The 23,313-nt window shown below is 33.1% G+C and carries 20 protein-coding genes; 9 read left to right on the forward strand and 11 right to left on the reverse strand.

Going from position 1 to position 23,313, the window contains the following annotated elements; translation table 11 throughout:
- Position 1: 1 nt before the first annotated feature.
- Complete coding sequence (locus tag V1503_RS19800; protein WP_410628862.1) at positions 2-994, forward strand: cytochrome D1 domain-containing protein; 993 nt, start codon at positions 2-4, stop codon at positions 992-994.
- A gap of 147 nt (positions 995-1,141) precedes the next feature.
- Here V1503_RS19800 and V1503_RS19805 read toward each other — a convergent pair whose 3' ends face one another.
- Complete coding sequence (locus V1503_RS19805) at positions 1,142-1,546, reverse strand: helix-turn-helix domain-containing protein (RefSeq protein ID WP_410628863.1); 405 nt, start codon at positions 1,544-1,546, stop codon at positions 1,142-1,144.
- 429 nt (positions 1,547-1,975) lie between these two features.
- Positions 1,976-3,129, reverse strand: a protein-coding gene (locus V1503_RS19810; protein WP_410628864.1) for an IS3 family transposase whose coding sequence is annotated in 2 segments (ribosomal slippage) — positions 1,976-2,877 and positions 2,877-3,129 — 1,155 coding nt in all. Because the reading frame shifts where the segments join, the coding sequence is not laid out codon by codon here.
- 427 nt (positions 3,130-3,556) lie between these two features.
- Here V1503_RS19810 and V1503_RS19815 point away from each other — a divergent pair.
- Positions 3,557-4,387, forward strand: coding sequence for a GNAT family N-acetyltransferase (locus V1503_RS19815; RefSeq protein WP_410628865.1), 831 nt, complete (start codon positions 3,557-3,559; stop codon positions 4,385-4,387).
- A 427-nt stretch (positions 4,388-4,814) separates the two neighbouring features.
- Here the strand turns inward: V1503_RS19815 and V1503_RS19820 are convergent, their stop codons facing one another.
- The 3 genes from V1503_RS19820 to V1503_RS19830 form a co-directional block, all read right to left on the reverse strand.
- Complete coding sequence (locus V1503_RS19820) at positions 4,815-5,105, reverse strand: hypothetical protein (protein ID WP_320259320.1); 291 nt, start codon at positions 5,103-5,105, stop codon at positions 4,815-4,817.
- A 366-nt stretch (positions 5,106-5,471) separates the two neighbouring features.
- Positions 5,472-7,040, reverse strand: coding sequence for an IS1182 family transposase (locus V1503_RS19825; RefSeq protein ID WP_410628866.1), 1,569 nt, complete (start codon positions 7,038-7,040; stop codon positions 5,472-5,474).
- Positions 7,041-7,327: 287 nt separating this feature from the next.
- Positions 7,328-7,633, reverse strand: coding sequence for a hypothetical protein (locus V1503_RS19830; RefSeq protein ID WP_410628867.1), 306 nt, complete (start codon positions 7,631-7,633; stop codon positions 7,328-7,330).
- A gap of 1,012 nt (positions 7,634-8,645) precedes the next feature.
- Here V1503_RS19830 and V1503_RS19835 point away from each other — a divergent pair.
- Together V1503_RS19835 and V1503_RS19840 are read left to right on the forward strand one after the other, a co-directional pair.
- Positions 8,646-9,194, forward strand: coding sequence for a DUF6609 family protein (locus V1503_RS19835; RefSeq protein WP_410628868.1), 549 nt, complete (start codon positions 8,646-8,648; stop codon positions 9,192-9,194).
- Between the two features lie 99 nt (positions 9,195-9,293).
- The gene (locus V1503_RS19840; protein ID WP_410628869.1) at positions 9,294-9,623 is read left to right on the forward strand and encodes a hypothetical protein; all 330 of its coding nucleotides are present in this window, start codon (positions 9,294-9,296) and stop codon (positions 9,621-9,623) included.
- Positions 9,624-10,424: 801 nt separating this feature from the next.
- Here the strand turns inward: V1503_RS19840 and V1503_RS19845 are convergent.
- Positions 10,425-11,039 carry a hypothetical protein gene (locus V1503_RS19845; protein ID WP_410628870.1) on the reverse strand — a complete coding sequence of 205 codons (615 nt, stop codon included), beginning with the start codon at positions 11,037-11,039 and terminating at the stop codon, positions 10,425-10,427.
- Between the two features lie 420 nt (positions 11,040-11,459).
- Here V1503_RS19845 and V1503_RS19850 point away from each other — a divergent pair, with 420 nt between their 5' ends.
- On the forward strand, positions 11,460-11,918 hold the full coding sequence (locus V1503_RS19850; protein ID WP_214483119.1) for a hypothetical protein: 459 nt from the start codon (positions 11,460-11,462) through the stop codon (positions 11,916-11,918).
- Between the two features lie 740 nt (positions 11,919-12,658).
- Here the strand turns inward: V1503_RS19850 and V1503_RS19855 are convergent.
- Together V1503_RS19855 and V1503_RS19860 are read right to left on the reverse strand one after the other, a co-directional pair.
- Positions 12,659-13,126 (reverse strand): isochorismatase, encoded by a 468-nt coding sequence (locus V1503_RS19855; protein ID WP_410628871.1) that lies wholly within the window; start codon positions 13,124-13,126, stop codon positions 12,659-12,661.
- Positions 13,127-13,228: 102 nt separating this feature from the next.
- Positions 13,229-13,768, reverse strand: coding sequence for a YncE family protein (locus V1503_RS19860; RefSeq protein ID WP_410628872.1), 540 nt, complete (start codon positions 13,766-13,768; stop codon positions 13,229-13,231).
- Between the two features lie 970 nt (positions 13,769-14,738).
- On the opposite strand from V1503_RS19860, the gene V1503_RS19865 reads away from it, so the two are divergent.
- Positions 14,739-14,975: a DUF3977 family protein gene (locus V1503_RS19865; RefSeq protein WP_410628873.1), complete on the forward strand. Its 237-nt coding sequence runs from the start codon at positions 14,739-14,741 to the stop codon at positions 14,973-14,975.
- A 390-nt stretch (positions 14,976-15,365) separates the two neighbouring features.
- Here the strand turns inward: V1503_RS19865 and V1503_RS19870 are convergent, their stop codons facing one another.
- The gene (locus V1503_RS19870; protein ID WP_410628874.1) at positions 15,366-15,797 is read right to left on the reverse strand and encodes a hypothetical protein; all 432 of its coding nucleotides are present in this window, start codon (positions 15,795-15,797) and stop codon (positions 15,366-15,368) included.
- Positions 15,798-16,773: 976 nt separating this feature from the next.
- Here V1503_RS19870 and V1503_RS19875 point away from each other — a divergent pair.
- Both V1503_RS19875 and V1503_RS19880 read left to right on the forward strand, forming a co-directional pair.
- On the forward strand, positions 16,774-17,064 hold the full coding sequence (locus V1503_RS19875; RefSeq protein ID WP_410628875.1) for a hypothetical protein: 291 nt from the start codon (positions 16,774-16,776) through the stop codon (positions 17,062-17,064).
- 892 nt (positions 17,065-17,956) lie between these two features.
- Positions 17,957-19,681 (forward strand): ABC transporter ATP-binding protein, encoded by a 1,725-nt coding sequence (locus V1503_RS19880; protein ID WP_214483125.1) that lies wholly within the window; start codon positions 17,957-17,959, stop codon positions 19,679-19,681.
- 257 nt (positions 19,682-19,938) lie between these two features.
- Here V1503_RS19880 and V1503_RS19885 read toward each other — a convergent pair whose 3' ends face one another.
- Positions 19,939-20,109, reverse strand: coding sequence for a hypothetical protein (locus tag V1503_RS19885; RefSeq protein ID WP_410628876.1), 171 nt, complete (start codon positions 20,107-20,109; stop codon positions 19,939-19,941).
- Between the two features lie 448 nt (positions 20,110-20,557).
- Entirely contained in the window at positions 20,558-21,085 is a 528-nt protein-coding gene (locus tag V1503_RS19890) for a GNAT family N-acetyltransferase (protein ID WP_320259312.1), read from the reverse strand.
- 467 nt (positions 21,086-21,552) lie between these two features.
- Here V1503_RS19890 and V1503_RS19895 point away from each other — a divergent pair, with 467 nt between their 5' ends.
- Positions 21,553-22,851, forward strand: coding sequence for an amidohydrolase (locus V1503_RS19895; protein WP_410628877.1), 1,299 nt, complete (start codon positions 21,553-21,555; stop codon positions 22,849-22,851).
- The last annotated feature ends 462 nt before the right edge of the window (positions 22,852-23,313 follow it).

Below are 23,313 nucleotides of genomic sequence, written 5' to 3' on the forward strand. Positions count from 1 at the left end.
TATGGTACTTGCTTACGTTGTGAACGGACTTGGTGTAGGAACAGTTACTGCCATTGATACGAAGACACATTCCGTAATATCAACTGTTAATGTTGCTGTGAATTCTAGTGCTATTGCCATTGCACCAGATGGCAAATTAGCTTATGTACTTGCCCCTAATAGTGGAGTTTTCGTTATAGATACAAAAACATCACGAGTAATAGCTAATATTATAACAGGAATTAATTCGACTGATATTACGATTACACCAGATGGAGAGTTCATTTACGTTACGAATCCGCCTGCTTCTGTTTGTGTGATTGATACGAAGACGCAAACAATAATAGGAAAAGTGACAGTAAGCAATAGCAACCGAAAAGGTATATTTGCCATTGGAAAGCGTGTTTATGTTTTAAATAGTGAAGATGGAACTGTGTCGGTATTAGACACAAAAACCCATAGATTAATAGCCACAATAACTACTGGAATTGTTCCTATAGATATAAAATTTACTGATGGGGGTAAACTTGCCTATGTCCTTAATAGAGATTCGCCCAACTTGGTAGTCGTTAATGGTGAAACGTTTTCTATTATAGCAACTGTTATTTTATCAGAAAGACCACGTTTTATAGATATTACACCAAATGAAAAAACAGCTTATGTCACAGACTTCAATAACATTTTTGTACTAGATACAAAAACAAATGTTATTACTGGTACTCTACAAATAGGTAATAGTCCATTTGATAGACCAGTCTTTTCTCCAGATGGGAAATTAGCATATATAACAAATGGAAATGCAGTAACAGTCATTGATGTCAAAACACATTCTTTGATTACAACAGTTCAGGTAGGTAACGGTTCACGTTTTGTCGAATTTACTCCCGATGGGAAATTAGCGTATGTTGGAAATGCTGCAGAGGAGACTGTCTCGGTTATTGATGTAAAGACACATTCTATAATCGCAACTGTGCCTGTAGCAAATCCAATTTCTATCGCATTTATTTCACAGTGAGAGTTCTTTTCGCTGCAAACACAACAAGAGAAGTATTTTAATATAACGATACTAATACTTGTAATACATCTTTCACACTATTTTAAGTCGAGGTCAATTGTAGTTATTATAATATTTAGGAGATAATGCAATAACATTATCTATCACCTATTGGACATCCCCTTTAGAAATAGTGAAAGTTTCTACATTAACTAACCACTTATCAACTGCAGTCTTAGGGAAGTAAACCCTACTCCCGATTTTCACATATGGGATTGGACTATCACCATTGGAATCAGGGAGAAAAAGGTTTACTTGATCTTCACTTATTCCTAAATAATCTCCAAATTGTTCAGGTGTTAATAGTTGATTTTCTGATGACGAGTCTGTAGATGGTTCTGTTGAATTAGTTTTATTCTCCGTTAATTGAATTGTTGATTGTAAATCAATAGTTTGGAGATGATCAGCTAGTAACCGACTACTTTCTTTCAACCCATTTGAAATAAACAAGCTACCTATTACTACACAAATAGCTAAAGAAAATAGTGATATCGCTAATACGTTATCTTTCATAGATCCAGCCCCCTTTTATATATGTTTATTATAAAGGAAATTTTTTTCAATAAAGTACCGAAAGCTAAATTTTCGAAATTAGTCTTTTGTAAATTAAAATAACATTATTATAGTAAAGGACGCAGTAACTAAATAATATTTTTGAATTCAATTTTCTATCTTGAAATGTATAATGTGATCAAACGGCAATAAACAAAATCCTAGAGGAGGCATTTATAATCAAATATTTTTCAGTTGTAAAGTAAAAATATACATACCGTTAGAAAAGAGTGCATATATGTCACGTAATATTGCGACATTCTTTGTATCAATTTTTATTAGTTTTGTTCTTTTTCTTATCTTTGCATTCATGCTTGGTGACGCAAGTTATGTCACAGTTAGTATAATAATGGATTTGAGTCAATATCTTGGACACAAAAAGATTAAGTTTTATGCAGAGTCTTTGAATAGTTCTTCTATTGCTTGGGGTGTTTTATAAGCAATGCTGCTATGCTTTCTTTTTCTGTTATACCATGCTTCGATAAATTCAAAGATGGCGATATTGGCAGTTTTATAGTCTAGATATTGAACATGATTTACTTCTTCTTTCTTCAATATAGCGTGGAAAGATTCAATACAGGCGTTATCATAAGGGCATCCTTTTTGGCTAAAGGAGTGTGTTATACCATAAGATTTAATACGATCAGTAAATGCTTGGCTTGTATATTGTGAACCTAGGTCAGTATGTAGAATTAACCCTTCGGGTGGTAATTGAGTTACGTAAGCGTTTTCTAGAGCTTTTATTACGACGTCTGTTGTCATTTCCTCTGAAAAGGAATAGCCGACAATCTTTCGCGAATGTAAATCCATCACCGATGCTAAATAGCACCATCCGTCTTTCACCGTATGCACATAAGTTATATCAGCCACCCACTTTTCATTAATTGATGCAGTTGAAAAATCTCTTTTCAAGATGTTTTCTCGATTTACAACTTTCTCATTTGAACTATATGGACGGAATTTCTTTTTAACAATAGAGTGGATATCAGCTTTTTTCATTAAACGTTGAACACGTTTCAAACTGATGTGTATTCCTTCTTCTGTTAGTTGATGGTGAATTTTTGGAGCCCCATAACGTCCTTTACTCTCTTTATGGATCGTTGTCATTCGCTCAGTGATTTGTCTATTTTCTTTTTCACGTTTTGATTCAACCTTATTTAATGATTGATAATATGTACTGCGAGGTATATTCAATACCTCACACATAAGTGACACTGGATGTTCTGTCGTTTTCTCTTGGATGAAGCCCATTAGCTCGTCTGAATTTACTTTTTCGCGAATATGGCCATAGCCTTTTTTAAGATTTCATTCTCCTCTTGAAGACGAAGCATCTGTTTTTGCATCTTTGAAATATCGTCAGCAGTAAGGCTTGAACCATCTTCTGTTTCAATAGGAGAGAACTTCTTATTCCAATTATAAATAGTTACTTCCGATACGCCATATTCATTACTAAGTTCTTTGACAGAGCTACCAGAACGGTAGAGTTCAACGATCATCTTCTTGAAATCTTGAGTATATTTTTTGCCTGTATTTTTGTTTCCCATCCGGACACAACCTTTCTAAGTACATTTTAAGTACTTAACGTTTTTGTGTCCATAAAACTATACTAACTCCAATAATTATATTGTTGCTTTCATATTTAATTACTCTTATTCAGTATTTAATAGATATCGCTAGTAAAATGCCTTTTAAATAAGACTAAAACACCCTTGGAGTGTTTTTAGATTGTGAATAATGATAATAAGGTGTGGATTAAAATAAAGAATAATTATAAATATTCATATTGAATATACTGGGTGTGACGAATATATGGGAAAATAAATTGATTATTGATGAACCATGAACACAAGTACTATTGTAGTTCCTTCACAATAACTTGCTTTAATTTGATTAAATGTTGTTAACAGGTTTAAGTGTATATTTGTTGAAATTAATATAAAATTAGCAGAGAAGGGAAAGGAGAGACTCACAGTGCTTAGTGATCATGTGTTAAATCAAATTAAAGAACTACAAGAAATATGCGAAACAGAAGAACAAATATTATTGAAATTAAATTGGGATGTATTAAGAACACGAAACTCGCAAGAGAAAAGAGATTTCTTTCATGAGGAGAACGGAAAACTAGTGGGTTTTTTAGGAGTGTACTGGTTTGGTACTAAGATAGAGATCTGTGGAATGGTTCACCCGAAATATAGAAGAAAGGGGATTTTCTCCATCCTGTTACAAGAAGCTTTAACAGAATGTAATAAGGGGGGATTCTCTAGTATTTTACTCAATGCTCCTGCTGAGTCCGTTTCTGCAAAACATTTTTTGAACAAGAATCTATATACTTATCGCTTTTCAGAGTATCAAATGAAGCTTAAAGAAACTTCATTATCACTTTCACCAGATGTAGTGATTCGAAAAGCAAGAAAAGAAGACCAACAACTCGAAGTTGAATTAGATGTGCAATGCTTTAATTTTGAACGAGAAGATGCGATAGATTTTAATAAAAGGATTAAAGAAGAAGAAACGAGATCTTTTTATATGATTGATTATGTTGGACAAACGGTTGGGAAAATTACAATAGATCGTAGCAACGAAGAATCTTGGATATATGGATTTGCAATATTGCCAGCACATCAAGGAAAAGGCATTGGTAGAAAAGCATTAATAAATGCGGTGTTATGGGAGCAAGAAAAAGGGTATAGGATTTTTTTAGATGTAGAAACATCGAATCAAAATGCTTTGAAATTGTATACAGATTGTGGCTTTGTATCCTATAGTGTTCAAGACTACTATGAAAAACAGCAAGAAAAATAAATCTTTTATTTTAATATCAAAGTAGATCGTTATAAGATTAGCAATAAAATATTATTCCAATATTACAATGGATAGGATTCATTACTAGAACCCATTAAGGCTAATACAAGTATTTTGTAATAAGATCCAAAAATAGGAGGGTACTCTTGGCTGTTGGCGTCCCATCCGGGATGGCAGCTTCGATTGAAGAGGAGTCCCTATGAATAAGTGGAGATGCCAGAAAACTAATTACTCATGCAAGTGCGTTAAATTTCGCAGCTCAAAGAGGTAGAAACTCATTATTTAGGCAATTGGCTCGAATTAGTCAAGGATTTAGCATTTGTATGGAAACAGAAGCTAATTTCAGCGTGTCACAACTCAAGTTGTATAACAGTAGATATGCTTAGAAATGCATATAAGGACCTATATAGAGGTTAATTTTAATTTGTTATTTTGAAATTTCTTTTCTTCTATTTATTATATCTATTAAAACTGCACCCAATAAGGAAAATCCCAATACAATTGACAGAAAAATAATCACAACCATATCAATAATTGGATCATATCCTTGTGAAACATATGACATTTTTAAATAAACCAAACCAATACTTAATGAAGAAACAGTAGATGGTATATACTTCATAAATTTTTTTGATTTATTCTTGCTTACTCTATATAGCAAAACTGAAAGAAAAGTAATGATAACTATTACAGCGAGAAAAGTGATATAAGCACTCATGTTTTACAACCTCTCCTTTAATCAAATACTAACAGGAAATTCTTTTATTACAAATTTATAAAAAATAAAATCTATATGAAAACACCTATGTTGGTGTTGCGATAATTGCAATTACTGGAGGGACAAAGGGGAACTAGAGTTTTGACAAAATAATATAATAAAGTTGCTTATGTAAAAGGCAAACGACCCTTATATCCTTGAATTATTCTCTCACTTACTTTACATTGGAAGAAAAAAAGTTAATAAATGTGTTTTTTAAACTAACAGGAGGCTGGGACATAACTAGCCTCAAAAAATGAAAAAGGTGAATTTGAGTGAGCTCAAATTCACCTTTTTTCTATTTAGAGTGGTAGGACCTCTATTACCTTATTTGTTTGCAGTGATTTTGTTTAAATTCACTGCCATTAACGCAAGGCCCATTTCGTTTTCCACCTTCGATTTTCCACGTACAGAAAATCGAGAGAAACACAAATTCGCCTTCAAAAATCCAAAAACTGGTTCCACATCGATTTTTCGTTTTCGATAGATGGCACTCGTTGTCTCTTCTGAAAGCTTCGCTCTTACATATTCTTTTTGCTGTTCCCATTTTTCATTCACCATTAGTTTTCGATTGTTGCCTTCTTTTGCTTTTGTACATAATGAACGGAATGGGCATGCGGAACAGTCTTCACACTCGTAGACTTTGAACTTCCGTTCAAATCCTGTACGGTCATTGCGAATAGAATGATATTGAAATTGAAGGCGCTTTTGATTAGGACATGTATATGTATCTGTTTCCTCGTCATACTCCCAATTTTCGGGATTAAATGTGTTTTGTCGGTACTTTTTCTTTTGTTCCTTTAAATATAAGTTATACGTAATAAGCGCTTCTCGTTTTCTATTAGAAAGGATATCATTATAGTTCTGTTCACTACCATAACCTGCATCTGCAACAATGTGGTTCGGTAACTCGAAATAATGTTGCTCAATTTCATCTAAAAATGGAATTAATGTACGTGTATCTGTTGGGTTTGAAAACAAACTATAGGCAAGTGTGTATTGACCTTCCGTTGCGATTTGTACATTGTAACCAGCTTTCAATTGTCCGTTTTTCATATAATCATCTTTCATTCGCATAAATGTCGCATCGGGATCTGTTTTAGAATAACTATTACGTGAGCCAAAGGTTTCTAAGTCTTGTTGATATTTCTGTTTACGTGAGACGAAATCAATCAATTGCTTTCGAATTTGTTTTGGATACTTACGTTCACTTCTTAAGGCTTTTCGTTCTGAAACGTCTGACGTATCTTCAATTTGTTTATCATACTTGGTTACGACATCGTCTACTTTTTGAACCAATTGAGCGAGCTCATCCAATGATAACTGTTCAGCCGTTTCACGTTGAATTTCAGGTATGATTTCATTCTTAAGTAACTCATTGTACAGCTGGTTTGACTTTTCAATTAAACTCTCATGATAGTTCTCTATGGATTTCTTCCAGACGAACGTAAATTTATTCGCATTTGCTTCGATTTTTGTACCATCAATAAAAATCGCTTCTTGATCAATAAGTTTCTCTTCGATCAATTGGCAACGGAATTGGACGAAACATTCACGTATTAATTCTTTCACTTCTGGTTGAACACGGAATCGGTTGATTGTGCGGTAGCTTGGTTCATATCCTTGAGCTAGCCACATCATACGAATACTATCTTTTAATAGGGCTTCAATTTTGCGCCCAGAAAAGACAGATTGCGTGTAGGCACATAGAATTATTTTAAGCATCATGCGTGGATGATAGGCAGGACAGCCTTCATTTCGGAGAAATGGTTCAAACGCTTCCGGAGGGATACTTTCAACTAAATGATGGACATGGAAGGCAATATCGTTCTTTTGTAATTTTACTTCTAGATCTAAAGGCAAAATTAATTGATTCATGATATAATGTTTAAACATAAGGACCCTTCTTTCCGATGAAATTTGGTGTGGTAACTTTATTTTATCAGAAGTGGTCCTTATTTTAATTCCAAAATAAACAAAGCGGGTGAAATTTTACTTCTTGTAAAATTTCACCCGCTTTTTCATCTCAGAGGTGGGTTTTGTCCCAGCCTCTATTTTTGATAGGGAGCTTTAATAGAGAGAATGTTTATATCACACCATTATCATTATTATATACTACATGTTAGAGTGAAAAATCTCATTGTAGATGAAATCATGATTTTAAATAACGAACAAATAGCTATCTATGAATTCCTATGTTCCCAATGTTCTAGTGCCAATTCGTACATCTCATCCCAAGTTTCAAAAGATGTGTTTGTCTGCATAAATTTATTTTGTTCTGATAACGGAGTAAAGGTGTCTGGAAATATAGAAGAGTAACTCTCAAAGAATTCACTATGATTTTTAAATCTAGTATATTTTTGAAGAAATTCAGAAGTATATAGGTCGGCCGAGTCAATTAAAGTAAATTCTATTTTATGTGCATGATCGTTGGATTCAAGGTGAGGTGGTGTAACTAAACAATCAAGTAATTCTTTTAGGTTTTCCATAATAATGCCTCCTTTCTTCAATTATAATGCTGTTTTTATACTTTACTAGTTGAAATATTGGATATTTTATGAATATTACTTAGTCATTTAGAGGTGAATTAATGTTATATGCTCACGAAAGTTATTTAGCTGAAGTTAAGCAACTAGAGAAGATACAAAGTTGATATGTAAAAACGTACAACACAGAGTTAATTATTATTAAAATGAAGGATTAAGTGGACTTATGGAAAGACGAGGGAGAAAAAAGATTAGTAAAGCCACTTAGTTTATTAATCTTTAAGCATATACCAAGATTGAGACAATATGTAATGCTAAAAAGAGTTGTGATTGTTTTTATGGTAATCCAGTATTTGTTTAACCTCAAGATCTGTTAATACACTATCATGACGATCTTGACCGTGTATACTACTACTTTTGAAATGTTCATCTAATGGTGTTGCTATATATTTACTATTATAGAGCCATTAAAAATATCCCTTTATAATGACATTTTTACGAGTAATTGTAGCCTAGGACTATTTGGTGTTTCCTTTACCTAAAGGACCGTTATTTAACCATTCTTGATATCCCTGAATATATGTCGGTATTAACGTTTTAAATATCGAGGCAAAATTTGTATCGATTTATAATTCTAATTCACCTGAAAATACAAATAAAATACAAGTTCTTGATATTTGTTTCAATACATTGGAATTACATGTAGTCTTATGTGTTTATTTAGAGGATAATCCAATATTTAGTAGAAAATAGTATTTGAGGAGATTAAATTCTTAAAAAATTCTTACAACTTACGTCTATAGCATCTGTTTGTTTTAAGGATGACATTTAAAGCTAGTACAAGTTTAGTGATCAATCTGATAACTGTTGGTCAATGAATGAACATAGTTAATAAGTAAGAGCAGGGTATTAAAATTTATCAATAGGACAGGGAATGGTTTCAAGATAGTTACAAATGACTATTTTACTATGAAGTATGTTTTTTAAAAATTCAGAATATTTCAGGAGGGGTATTGTGGGAAAAAATAAAGATGAGATTTCGAAGTACCCTACACAAAGAACTGGTGGAGTGTGGTTAATCTACGTCGGCATCATAATTATTTTTTCAGCTCTTGTTGGGGGAGATTTATTAATACAACCTTTCATTTTAGGAATAGGTTACTTAATTGGTTTTATAGCTATTCTCGGTTTACCATTTGTTAATAGGAAATTGGCATATGGTGAAAATAAAAAGTTTCAGAATAAGATGGATAATTTATTCACTCTGTTAAATGTACTATTGTGTACAGCCTGTGGGTTTATCATCGGCTTCGATAATTTAAGGTTGTTTTGGTTAAGTATATTTATTGCAGTAGGCATTCACTTTTTCGGTTTTTACTTCTCTCAAGGTAAAATGATGATTCTTCTAGGTAGCTTCACAATTTTAAACGGAATTCTAGGTTTATTAATTATAGATGTGCCATTTCTCGTATTTGCCATTATTGATGGACTTTTAAAATTTATTATTGGTGTGAAACTAATAAATATGAGGCCTGTTAGCACTGAAGTTCCTCTGGGACACTAGAAGGTTCAAGACTGGTATTTAGAAAGTAACAAATTAATTAGGTTGATCCATAGAAATTTGTAGTGTTCAGCAAACATTTTTTATGATGAAGAAACCGAGGTGGAGATTATCTCTATTCATGATCTAAAAGTAAAGATTAATTTAGTAACTAATACTTTATATTTTGATGAGAGCCAATTTTTACGAGAGCAAACTTCTTCTCCTATTAAGGTTAGAGAAGTGATTTATGAAATAGAAGATGCCTTACAAGATCCAAAAATTAGCGTTGAAGATAAATATTATCTGAACGGAGTAATGGGAAACTTTCTGAGGATTTACGGAGAACCAAAGAGAGCCATGCCTTATTTAAATTGGTGTTTAGAATTTGCATCCAAAGAGCAGAAGTTATCTAAAGAAATAGTTGCTCTTATACGAATTGGGGAAGCTTAAAATACAATAATCAGCATAAACAAGCTTTGGAAATGTTTGATACAGCACTGTACAAATGTAAAGGTGCTGAAAAGGACTTCTACATCGACTTTGCATTACAACATAAAGGAAAATGTTATTTAGAGTTAAACCTTCTAAATGAGGCAGAAGATTGTTTTATAAAAGCATTAGAAATAAGGAAATACAAAGGAAACAAATCACTAATCGAATCTACAGAACTTGCTATTCAATTGGTTAGTAAAATTAATTGAAGTTTTATTCCATAAAATATCAATTGGATTAAAAGTAGACATCTTGTGAAGAAAAGTTGGTGTAGTATCATTAAGCTGGGGAAGAATACCATACAGTGATCATGGTCCTAGCTAATCAAAGTTATTCTGTTTTTAATAGGTGTGCCATATAGAATGGAGCGATGTTTTAGTTTAATCGTTTTAGAAGGAGAACTTGAAGAGAACGATGATATAGAGGGGTTTAGAGGAAAAAAGAATCAAAAATTTTAGAAAAAGTTTCATATTATTTCAAGGATATAAATTTAAAAGTTTTTTTTTCTAATCTGATATGTTTCTCTGCTAGTGGGAGTATTCCGTACGCAAGTTCACAATGAGGCTGTGAGCTCTAGCGTTTTTTTTGTTTGGGACATTTGTCTAAAAAGATTGTTCTATAAAGGCCCACAAACCAGACAAAAAAATCGAGGACATTTTCCAAATGCTCCTCAAAAACCTCAGTCGATAGTGTTTTATTAACTACTGAGGTTTGATTAAAAAGCACATTTTCAATTCCAGGTGAATTAATGTTGAAAAATCATTCTCTAGGGGAGCAACCCGTAAAATCTACAACTAAATCAACTTTCAATATTACAATTTGTCTTCCACATGGATCAGTTGTAAGATCAATACTTGGGATAAATCCTGTGATATCAAAACAATCACGACAAGGTGGTTTTTGACCACATGTAAAATCAATGATTTGGTCAACACATGTTGTAGTATCACAACAAATTGTACATGGTGTATTTGAAATATTAAGTGTGATACCCTTTTTGGGTTTTAATTCACCAAAGTTTGCATGCATTCTTGCACAGCCAACCAGACGAACTGCTTCTATGTCAATAGGACATTCTAACGTACCATTGCACGGGTTGTTTACTACCCCTGTTGATTGGAATGTTTCTAAACAACAATCCAAATCACTAAAGTCGAAAGAGATACACAGTTGATCTATTGTTGGTAGAAGGAATCCATCTGGGACTACACTCGTACAACAAAATGAAATTACATTATTACATTCATCTTGTTGTTCAACAACCATGGGATTTATAGCTTCTCCATTCTTATCGATAGCAAATGAAAACTTTTGATCCTCTTTTGGTAAGTCTTGTTCATTAAAATTCGTAAGATTAATATTATTACTTTCCATCAATAACCACTCCTTTTTTATTAATCATTAAATAACATATGTACATCTATCTGTAATGCTTGGACGATTATCATTAGGTGTGTAACCATATTAAAAAGGAGTTAGGGTATGAGTCGATAAAACTACCATTATTATTTTGTTTAAATTATTAATTACGAAAAGTTTTTTGTCTATTAGAAGGAGGAAAGTAGAAAAGGGAGATCCTGCAACTGATTTGTAGACATAAACAAAAAGGTTGGTACGTTGAGAATTGACAATTCTTTACGGACATTATGGCTGCAGACTTTAGGTAGAATGATTGTCCACACCTTTCAACCTCTATATTCATATGATGATTATAAAAGGAGGAGGTGAGATCCAATAGGAACTTTAGTTTGCAGAAAAACAAATGAGAATTTTTGTGATTGTTGTGCCACTCCAATGAAGAGAGTGCTAGAGCAACTTGAGGGGAATTTTGCAGTACTAGCAACACAAAATGAAGTGTTTAATTTTGATCCCATTTCAGGTTTCCAACCAATTCTGATAGAAAAGGTTAATAAATTTGGAGTAGATACCTCGGAAGGTTTCTTTCCGATCAGTCAGGTAAAAGCTGTTACTGTAAATGCCATTTATCCTGACATAGAATTAATTCCATCAGAAAGGAGTGGTGGTGTTTGTAAATGTATTGAAGATCCAGCGACAGATCGTTTAAAATGCTTAATAGATAAGAAAGTAATTATTAGTGCGCTAGTACCAACGTTCTTATTCGAAAATGCGCCAGTAACTGTTAAAGAAGTAGGTGAAGGAATTGTAATAGTTGAAGATGTCAGAGATGGTATAACACTTTTCGTTGCTATTTCAACGTGCTGCGTTACTCGCATAAAAGAAGTAGAAATGTAAAGGAAAACCTAGACAAATTAGAGTATGTCTAGGTTACATAAGGAAGCATAAAATTAAAGTGTATAATTTTTATTCATAACTAAATATTAACAAATAATTAAATACTTACAAATTAAAATTGGGGTTGGGAGTCCATATCTTAAAATTGTTGTAAATATGAATGAGCGATAATTTCGGCAACTATTCGTATGCATGTCCCCATTGATTTATGTAGGATATAAAACAAAATTGAAAAAAAGTCCGAAGTAATACATAATAATTTAGAGTATCAAAGCACCTATTAAATATACAATTATATGGAATGAAATTACCTCTTCCCTTTTGTAAAATCCGATGTTCTAATATGGAAAAGAAGCAATAACCAACTTTTGTAGACTATTCCAGTTAGCAGGTAAATATATTGGAAGGTTTATAGAACGTCAAGTTCATTAACTAGATGAGACAAACCGAAATATTAATCGTTCTCACAATGTGCAAGTCTGTCCAGTGCAAGGCAGTAGCTTCATCGATCCTCATGGCTGAGTTATACTTGAGCAAAACTAAAAAAAGACAAACGATTTAATCTAATCAAGGATATCCAAAACCAAATCAGTCCTTTTATTGAAATTGTTATTAATAATAAATGCGAAATTGTTTCAATGATGCAACTGATAAATGTTCAAGTACAAAACGTAAAATTTAAGGAAACTCCAGAATTAATTCTTTCAACTAATGATATTGATGATTAACTTCAGCATCAATCAAAAATCTCCATTCAGATGAGACTTTAAATAGGAATTTAAATCAGGAAGTCCTTTAGGGTTATTTAATACCGAATCCAACCAAGCTTGTCTCTCAAATCCAATTATCTTTAAATCCCAAACGCATGCTGAAATTCCTGTATGAGTCATTTCAATCAACGCAGAAGGATTGTCTTTAGGGGATATGAAAACATGGTGATGAAGCTCATTTTCATCTTGCCACCAATCTAAAAATACGAAATTCGAATCACGTCCATCATGGATTCCAATATACCCTACCCCATAAACAATATCAGAAATTGCAGGTAGTTTTGAGAGAGTGACTGATTTAGCATGGTTAATTAAATCAGGATTAGGCAATTCGTTTTCATAAGAAATACCATAAACTTTTAATTTCCAATCATGGTGGTTGAGTATTTCCATAAAACGAATAGGTCTTTGTTTATAAGGCTGTTTTAATTTATTCAATATTTTCATCCTTTCTATGTATTCCATCAATTATAGATACTTAATTTAAAATTCAGCAATTTATGTTATCACTTTTGAAATATGAATTATGGATACTCATTTTTATGTTGAAGAGATTGCAACAAATACTGGATTATTACCAACTGTTATAGTAGCAATTACAGCTTGTGTTTTTGTATCAATAACTGAAACCTTATCTTCTCCTAGATTTGTAACATAGACAGACTTTCCGTCAGGTGATATTGCTAATGAGTTGGGGGCAAAGCCAACTTGTAGTGTGGAGATAGTAGCATGAGTTTTCACATCAATAACGGAAACGGTTCCTTCAATAAGGTTTGTAATATACGCAGATTTTCCATCTGGTGAAATAGCAACTACGCTAGAGTTGAATAATAACAAATTAAAGCTTAAACCAACAGGTACAGTAGATACTAAGGTGTGAGTTTTCACATCAATAACGGAAACAGTTTTATTAGTAAATGAAATTGGTGTACTTAAGACATATGCTAGCTGACTGTCTGGTGAAAAGCTTATGAAAGCTGGAGAACTATTAAGTATTACTGTAGCAATTACGGAATGAACGTTAGTATCTATGACAGAGATTGTGGAAGATGCAAAATTAGCTATATATGCAAATGCCATAATTTTTTTACTCCCTTCAAATCTAAAGTCAGATATATATTTATGTAGCTTTACGATTTTTAGAATTGGAAGTTGTCAAAAGTTATTAGACAAAAGAAACATAGTGGTTATTAAATCTACCTATCTAAAAAAAACACCTCCATTGTCATGGAAGGTGAGAAGATTAGTTAATATTTTTCACTTATTTTATCTAAGTTTCTTTGGACCATTTTATAAGTATTAGATTCATCTTTACTTTTTTAACAGCTTTTTTTACAACTAAATAAATTACGGAAAGGGGAAGAGTCAAAAAATAAATGGAAGAATCAAATGTTTTACGTCCAAACCTATTGTAATCACTACTATATAAAACTCTTTATAAAAGAAGAAAACTTCATAAAATTGCAAGTGGTGAAGTAAACGAAATAACAAAAATGTTTGATGAAAAACACCTCCAAAAAATTTGAAGGTGAAAAATTTAATCATGTTTGCTAGTTATTCATTTTTGATTCATTGATGGCGTTATTAACAGCTAGTTTAATCACCCAATATAAAATAGCTATGCCGATTATGAGAAAAAACAAGTAAAAAATAATCCTATAAATGGTGTAAATGCATCCATTATAAAGCCTGCTCCTGTTATGACATATATGTAATAGAGAAAATAATATTGTCAATTATAACAAAGCGACACCTGGAAATTTTAATGAAACACAATAATAGTTGGGTAACAAGATACTAAATTAAACTACTCTAAACATTAAATGGAGGAGAAATGTGGTTATAGATGAAAAATTATTAGCATTTTTTTCATTTAATTCCACCTATTCTATTTTTTATTGTTTGTGTTGATTTAGTAAAAGCGATAAAAAATGATAGAGAAACATTCCGTCATACAATAATAGGATCAATTTAAGTAGGGTTAATTGTTTTATCGATATTGCAATTACATTAGGTGTGTTTATTAAACAATAGGTTAGGAGAGTTTCTTTTGAAGTATATAGAATTCGGAATAGGAAACAAGTGGCTTATTAGGACAGAAACTGAATTAAGTGATGGTACTGAGTATGAGGAGAAAGGCATAGTAGGACCTATACAATTCAACTCTGTATATATACGGATCTGGATAATGAAGACAGTTTATATTATTGATACAAAACAAGGTTTTCAAAAGACGAAAAAGAATCGAAATGAGTTAAAAATTATCTGTGGAATCGTTAGCCTTTAAATCATATGTTAGTAAAACCAAGATAAGTCTTGATTATATATAAAATTTACCACCGAGGGCTATAGCTAAACTACTTGTTCCTTCAAATCAAGTTTTCAATTAGAAAATAAAGCTATGAGTTCTGACCTCAATCAAAGCAGTTGACAAAATAAATAACATCCTAAATTTAATGGGTACTGTATATATGATTGTGTTATTAAATTAATGTAATATTGATTTTGTTTAAACAATTTGTAAGTAGAATTTTAATAGAACATATGGTAGATTGTGCATGATTGGAAAATGTTTAAATAAAAAAAGAGTACAGGTTTATAGTAAACTCAATGGACAATGTGGTTAATATAGAAACACCGACTTCACTTTGGAAATCGGTGTTTTCAGTCATGTTTTTTATTCAGAGCCTAAGTCAATCTCTTCAACTTCAACTGGTCCAGCATTTTCCCGTTCCTCTAAAAACTTAGCTAGTTCTTCATCAGACAAACTAGAACCGATTACTTCACCGGTTTCTTCATCTATCTCAATAGTGAAGAATTCTTTAGAAAATTCCTCAACTGACAAGCTAGAACCTGTTTCCTCGTCAATAGTCTCAATAGCAATCAGTTCGTAATTACCACTTGAAAGGTTACTGTCATTTAATTCATTAAGTAAATCTTGGGGAATTTCTGATAGATCAAATCCCATTGTACCATTTTCAAATTCCGTCGCATATGGCTCTAGTCTTTCGTCTAAATCTTGTGTTGTCTGTGCACCAGTCGCTGAGACTCCAATTAATTCACTCACTAATACTCCACCTGCTAATGTTAAAGATAATAAGTTCTTCATTTGAAACACTCCTTTAAAATAGTTTTTCTTACATAGTTATTTATACAATTTTAGCATGTAGTTCTCGTGTATTTTCTATGTGAAATTGTGTGAGGTTATTATCAGCCATACTGAGGTGAAAAGATGGAGTCTAAAAAGAAATAGGATAAACTAACTAACCAGGAAAGGAGGGAATATATTAAAAGCTGTAGGATACTCTTATAGGGGTGCACTATTACAGAAATGATAATGAAAAGTGTCTTTCATTATGTTTTGAACAGTATTGTTTAAACCAATAAATTATTGTAACGACAATCGAAATTTAGTTAATAAAACCAGGAAATTGAGGAGGTAAAACATAAGACCTTCACATGTTAAGAGAATCAAATTACATATGCATAGGACATATACTCCTTTATTGAAAGATTATGTATTCATTATCTTATAATAAACGCAAAAAAACTCTATAATCAAAAAATCTTATGAAACATATAAGCTGTGAGGTGATTAACTAAAAGATCCTCTCTACCGTAGGCCGTTGGACACGGAGGGTGAGAGGGTATGTATCTGCCAAAATTGACCTACCCCACTGTATGAAACTATGCACCCAAACAATCTAATTTATATATGTTACATCTCCTTAAAATATGTAACCTCCCTGTGCCGATCAGTAAAGGAGGCATGCTTAGAGAGGTTTATATGAGTGTAGTTGGCCGTACATTATGTTATGCAAATTATCTCTGTATGTACTAGGTAATACATACAAGTTTAGATTTAATAATTATGTACCCTCCCGAAGCTCTCGAGAGGTGCCGAATGGCAAGATATAAGGTATCAACTTATAGAAATAGAGTATGCAATATAATTTTGATTTTTTGTACTGTTGACTAGTAAATGGAAAATGTGTATAGACCTATTGTGATATATACGCATTACCCCATGCATCAAATTGCAGTGAAGCATAACATGGAGTAATAATCATTAAGGGGGTGATCAAATGGCAAATTATAAGGTATCAACATCACCTTGTGGTTGTAAGTCTATAGTCAAAGAAGAAGTAAAGCAAATTACCACTTGTGATTGTTGTACTATCGGAGCAAATTCTAACTATACTCAATATCTAGGTCAAGCTGTTTGCGTAAGAGGAATTAGTGGGAGTATATATGAATTTGATGATGATTGGACGATTTCAAACTTTGTATTGCAAGGGACTGAGACAACTGAAAATGCTCCACTTTCCATCACTCTGTGTAATATAGAAGCAATCACTACTGGGTCATTGAAATAAACAATATTGAAAACACTTAGTTTTACAGGAAATCACAACAGATATCATGTAGTATATCTGTTGTGGTGTTAGGTGAAATACATTACGGAAATTGGAATTCTGTATCGAACTTCTCTGAAAAATAAGTACTTGTTGTAATTTAACTGAAGGTTTTGAAGTTAGAAAATCAATTAAAGTATGACCAGTGTTTTGTAAATCCATTTTTGCATGTATGTAATGTACTTGAATTTTAATATTACAAATATCAATATGTTTATATAAGTGAAAGAAGTTTAAAGCAACTTAAACAAAACCACTAGCCAATCCTGCTAAATAGCCTTTTATGCCAAAATCACAATATTTAGTTAATTGGTATGATAATAATAACCAAATTTCCCCTTTATGCACTTTTATATATTATGTTTTCCCAAGTAAAACGCTACTTTATTGTAGCGTTTTACTGCTTTTTTGAGACTATAGTGTGAGCAGCTATAGGAATTAAAATAAAGCATATTAGAAATCAAGAAAGAATTTCTGGTAAACTTTTATCAACGTTGGGTAATGTAGGTGAAGTCCTTTATCACATGAAGAGCATATCCATTGATGAGATGAAATAAGAAAAGAAATATTCCACAAAATGGTGCTGTTAAGTTATAATACTGAAAGCGTCTTTCTTTATGTTTTGAGCAATATTATTGTAACTATTAAATGATACTTTGAATCCTTTATGATGTTCTAATATCTAGGATTTGTAAATAGCAAACGTTTTTTTTACATAAGACGGAGAGCCAATTCATCCGCTATTAATTTGAGTTTAGATAAAACAACAATTTATTAAATTGTTTTATCAAACTTTTTTATAGATACAATGAAAGATTGAAATTTAATACTAGAATGCTGAGGTGACTATTAAATGATTAAACGATTTTTCAGCTATTACCGACCTCACCGGAAGCTGTTCTATCTAGACTTCGTTTGTGCTGTGTTGGTTGGACTTTTGGAACTCGGCTTTCCTCTCGCAGTATCATGGTTTATTGATTCCCTATTACCTGAAGGAAATTGGAGTACCATTATAGCTGTCTCCATAGGTCTTCTTGTCCTCTATTTACTTAGTTCGGGTATGCAATTTGTAGTGAACTATTGGGGGCATAAGCTTGGAATTAATATTGAAACTGACATGAGGCGAGAATTGTTTCACCATGTTCAAAAACAATCCTTCCGTTTCTTCGATAATACGAAAACTGGACATATTATGAGTAGAGTCACAAATGATTTAATGGACATTGGAGAGCTTGCTCACCATGGACCTGAAGACTTATTTATCGCTATTATGACGTTTATTGGAGCATTTTGGATTATGCTTACTATTAATGTAAAGCTTGCGTTAGTTGCAATTTTGATTGTGCCATTTTTAGTTTGGCTCATTTCCTATTCGAATATTAAAATGAATGCTGCTTGGACAAAAATGTATGGTAATATCGCAGAGGTGAACAGCAGAGTAGAGGACAGTGTTTCAGGATCTAGAGTTGTTCAATCATTTACAAATGAGTACTACGAAATTGAACGATTCAATAAAGACAATCAATTCTTTCGTAAATCTAAGCTAAAAGCATACAACACCATGAGTGTGAACCTTTCAGGAATCTATATTTCCACACGGCTAATGACGCTTCTCGTTCTAGTTTATGGTGCATGGTTAAGTTTTTCAGGCTCACTATCTTATGGAGAGCTCGTTGCTTTTATTCTTTATATTAATATATTATTCAAACCAATTGACAAAATCTCTGCTCTCCTTGAACTATATCCAAAAGGAATGGCGGGCTTCAAACGATTTACAGAGCTTATGGATAGGGAACCGGATATCGAAGATCGTCCTAATGCAATAGATGTTTCAACATTACAAGGGGATATCACCTTTGACGAGGTGACGTTTGGATATGAGACGAATCGTCCAATTCTAATAGACTTATCCTTTACCATTCAAGCAGGACAGACCGTAGCGTTTGTAGGTCCTTCTGGGGCAGGAAAAACAACGATATGCTCCTTAATTCCTCGTTTCTATGATATTGAACAAGGAGCCATTACTATTGACGGCATTGATATAAGAGATATGACGAAGGAATCTCTTCGTTCACAAATTGGAATAGTACAACAGGATGTTTTCTTATTTACGGGTACACTTCGTGAAAATATTGCTTACGGAAAACTATCAGCTACCCAAGAGGAGATCGAAGAGGCATCAAGACGTGCTCATTTGACAGATCTTATCGCCTCACTTCCGAATGGCTATGATACCCAAATCGGGGAGAGGGGTTTAAAGCTATCTGGAGGTCAAAAGCAGCGCTTGTCTATCGCCCGTATGTTCCTTAAGAATCCTAGAATACTAATACTCGATGAAGCTACTTCTGCTCTAGACACAGAAACAGAAGCGATCATTCAAGAAGCCTTAAATGAATTGACCAAAGACCGTACTACTTTAGTCATTGCTCACCGTTTAGCTACCATTCGTAAAGCAGATCGAATTTTAGTCGTCACTGAAAACGGAATAGCTGAAGATGGTACTCACGAAGAACTTTTATCTAGGGAGAATGGAATCTTCACAAGGCTCCATGCCCATCAACATGCAACCATTCTATAAAAAAGCAAAATCCAAATGAGATGCATTTGTAGCGCATGGGTTTACTTGTATCGTTTGATAGGTTGAATAAGTCATTTACGCATCACAATGATTAAGAAGTCTATTAGTTTTTGACGAATGGACACCATAGATTGTTATTCACCAAAAAATATGGGCAATATCAGCCAGAAGATACAAACATTGAGGTATTTAATAGAAAAAAGATGAATAAAAGCATGTCATCATATTAAATGACATGCTTTTAAACTTAGGTAATTTTACGGTTGGATACATGTGCCATTACTTGTGCAAATTGGTGGTGGATCACTAGTACCACCACCACCAGGCCCAGGATCAATAGTTATCGGATCAGCACTTGCACCAGAAACACCTGAACCTACTATGGTTAAAGTTAACGCTGTATTGAATAATAGTTTCTTGAGTTTCAAAAAAGTTACACCTCCTGTAAGTGTCATATTACAGGTATTCTTTGTATATATTATAAATCCTCCAATAATATTGTGAATATTTTAAATTTTTATTATTTTATTTTTGACAAAACAGTTATTAGATAGCAATGTATTTACTCAGTAGAATTAGTTGCTCACCATAAGTTCACCTTACTAACAGTCAAGCTGAAAATGTTATTCAGCAATATGGTGCTTGAAGGGAGTAAAAATTTCTAATCTCTCTAAAAATTAATACTTGGGTATTGAGAATTACTTTTCTAGCTCCCTAAAGTAGATCAACGAAAAAAATGAATGATTGATTGATCTCAAATTATAAAGGCGTGAACCTATATAAGTAGAGTATATATGAATTAAAAATAGGCTGGCTTAGAAACTGTTTTAAAACATTTTCAAGGCAACCTTTTTTTATTGCAATCACACCTAGATATTAATCCGAAAACGCACTTGAATAATAAACGATACCTTGTACATTTTCAAGAGAGTTCTCTGTTATTTCCAGAGCCATATACACTTCATCAGGTACTTCAAATGGAGCTTTGATATTCCATAAACTAGCTGGTTTAAATCCAAACTTTGGATAATAGTCTTTATGTCCTAAAACAATTACTGAACCGTAGCCAAGCTCTTTTGCGTTTTTTAGTGCAGCATGAATTAATTGGCTCCCAATGCCTTTATTCTGATATTCCGGAACAACACAAAGTGGAGCTAGTGCCAAAGAATCGGCAGTGTTATCACCATCTCCGATTGTTATTTTAGATAACAGAATATGACCTACAATGTCATTGTTTTGATCTTTTGCAACTAATGAAAGTTCAGGAATAAATGCATTTGATTTTCTTATGCGATTTACAAGAATGTGTTCTTTCTTATCACCTACATTTAAAAATGCTCTTTTAACAATTTCTTCTGTCATATTATATTCTTTTGAAATTTCTTCTTTAATAACGATATCCATTTATAGTCTCCTCTTTTTTAGTGAATTATATCTTCTCTATTACTCTATAAATGGCACTTTCTCAATGAACGAAGTCACTAAGAAAGTTTACATACCCTGCTCAAACATAAGTTTAACAAACAAAAACCTCCAATTTTTAGTATGTACCCATCTTACAATGTGATGTTGTACCTGTCTAGCTTCAGTGTATTTATATCATATTTTTAAAAAAATATTATTCCGCAAAATGGCGCCTTTCTACATTAAATAAGAGATTGCTGAAGGTTGAAGAAAATATTAGAAATGAATTTTGTAATTAGCGTAACCATGTTAGCTTAATAATCCTCTATGGTAAGATAAAATTTAGCATATAAATTTAGGAGATTAGGAGAATAAGATAATATTTAATCAATAGTATTCTTAATGAAGAATACCAATAATGGATAAGAGTTAGTATTTAGAAAGAAAAATAACTGAGGAGTGGTTTTATGTCCAGTACATTTCTAAAGAATATTACCCCGACATTGATCGAATGGCGGCGTAGTTTGCACGCTTTACCTGAATTGGGATTTATGGAATACATCACTACATACAGACTAGGAAAAGAGCTAGAGAAGATGGGGTTTAACCTTTATATTGGCAAAGAAGTACTCCTAGAAGGCTCACGTATGGGGGTGCCTTCCATTGCTGATCTTGAGTCACATGAGAAAAAGGCTTTAGACTGGGGTGTAGAAGAGTCGTGGCTAGATAAAATGCGGGGAGGCAATACAGGACTTGTTGCGACATGGGACTCAGGTAAAAAGGGTGAGCATATTGGATTTAGATTTGATATAGACGCATTACCGATAAACGAATCCACCGATTTAACGCATCTGCCTTCAAAGAATAAATTTGTTTCTAATGAAGAAAACGTTATGCACGCTTGTGGTCATGACGGGCATGCAGCTATTGGACTGGGAGTGGCAAAGTATATTTCATCTCATAATGACCAGCTAAAAGGTAGATTTACTCTTCTATTCCAGCCAGCTGAAGAAGGAGGGAGAGGGGCTAGAGCAATGACTGCTAAAGGGTGGCTTGATGATGTCGATTATTTTTATTCCGGACACATAGGCATTGAATCATTACCCGTTGGCACGATTGCAGCAACAACACAAGGTTTTCTTGCTTCAACCAAGTTCAATGTCTATTTTAGAGGAGTCTCCTCTCATGCTGGCATGAATCCAGAGCTTGGAAAAAATGCGTTATTAGCTGCAACAACTGCTGCTAATCATCTATATGGAATTCCGCGCCACCATGATGGTATAACCCGCGTGAATGTAGGGAGAATGACTGCTGGAAGCGGCCGGAACATTATCCCAGAGGACAGCTATATGGAAATAGAAGTACGGGGAGAAACGGCTCAGATTGCTCTTTATATGGCTGAGAAAGCTACACAGATTATTCAAGCGGCAGCACATATGCATGATGTTTCCTACACGATTGAGGAAGTAGGCGTTACAGAAGTAGTTGTCTGTGATGATGCACTCATACCGAAAATAACTGATTGGTGTTCGTCAAGTGAGTATATTAAAGAAGTATTGCCAGTAGTGTCAGTGTCTGGTTCAGAAGATGTCAGCTTCATGATGAATCGAGTACAAGAGCATGGGGGAAAAGCTACATATATGCTCTTTGGCACTGAACTTGATTATCCCCATCATCACCCTCGATTTAATTTCCAGGAAGAAACTTTATTAGCTGCGACTGAAGCATATATTTGTATTTTAAATGGGGGATCTAGAGATGTTTGAAAAACAAAATTATTATAGGTGTAGGACTACTACAAAAGTCGTATTCAGCATATCACCGCCTTCTGAGCACTTTATGTGAAGTATTAAAATATGAATGAAATGTAAGTTACCTTTTGATACTTTTAAAATCTCCATAAAAGTGTTTAGTAAATAGAAATAATTTTGTCAGGAATATCACTGATACTCTCATGTCTAGAAAAAGCCTAATTTCTCAATTATCATACTGAGAGGTCGGGCTTTTTAGTATGTATTTTTTATTAACGTTGAATTCTTTATTCTCCTGAAGCTAACCGCAAGTGATTCAATTAATAATCTTTCTTTAATTTCCTAGATTGTTCGGTTGCCTCTCATGTACCAATTTCGATAGCGGTTTAAATTTGTTACTTAAGTCACCACCAGAAATGACTTAAGCTACATGTTTAAAATATAAAACCTCCTTATGATAAACAATATAGGATCCAA

Source organism: Nanhaiella sioensis, from assembly GCF_046557775.1.
GTDB lineage: Bacteria > Bacillota > Bacilli > Bacillales > SM2101 > Nanhaiella > Nanhaiella sioensis.

Coding starts and splice junctions, on each gene's coding strand:
- V1503_RS19800 (WP_410628862.1), top strand. CDS start 2: ATGGTACTTGCTTACGTTGTGAACGGACTTGGTGTAGGAACAGTTACT.
- V1503_RS19805 (WP_410628863.1), bottom strand. CDS start 1,546: ATGAAAGATAACGTATTAGCGATATCACTATTTTCTTTAGCTATTTGT.
- V1503_RS19820 (WP_320259320.1), bottom strand. CDS start 5,105: ATGAGTGCTTATATCACTTTTCTCGCTGTAATAGTTATCATTACTTTT.
- V1503_RS19825 (WP_410628866.1), bottom strand. CDS start 7,040: ATGTTTAAACATTATATCATGAATCAATTAATTTTGCCTTTAGATCTA.
- V1503_RS19830 (WP_410628867.1), bottom strand. CDS start 7,633: ATGGAAAACCTAAAAGAATTACTTGATTGTTTAGTTACACCACCTCAC.
- V1503_RS19845 (WP_410628870.1), bottom strand. CDS start 11,039: ATGGAAAGTAATAATATTAATCTTACGAATTTTAATGAACAAGACTTA.
- V1503_RS19850 (WP_214483119.1), top strand. CDS start 11,460: ATGAAGAGAGTGCTAGAGCAACTTGAGGGGAATTTTGCAGTACTAGCA.
- V1503_RS19860 (WP_410628872.1), bottom strand. CDS start 13,768: ATGGCATTTGCATATATAGCTAATTTTGCATCTTCCACAATCTCTGTC.
- V1503_RS19870 (WP_410628874.1), bottom strand. CDS start 15,797: ATGAAGAACTTATTATCTTTAACATTAGCAGGTGGAGTATTAGTGAGT.
- V1503_RS19875 (WP_410628875.1), top strand. CDS start 16,774: ATGGCAAATTATAAGGTATCAACATCACCTTGTGGTTGTAAGTCTATA.
- V1503_RS19880 (WP_214483125.1), top strand. CDS start 17,957: ATGATTAAACGATTTTTCAGCTATTACCGACCTCACCGGAAGCTGTTC.
- V1503_RS19890 (WP_320259312.1), bottom strand. CDS start 21,085: ATGGATATCGTTATTAAAGAAGAAATTTCAAAAGAATATAATATGACA.
- V1503_RS19895 (WP_410628877.1), top strand. CDS start 21,553: ATGTCCAGTACATTTCTAAAGAATATTACCCCGACATTGATCGAATGG.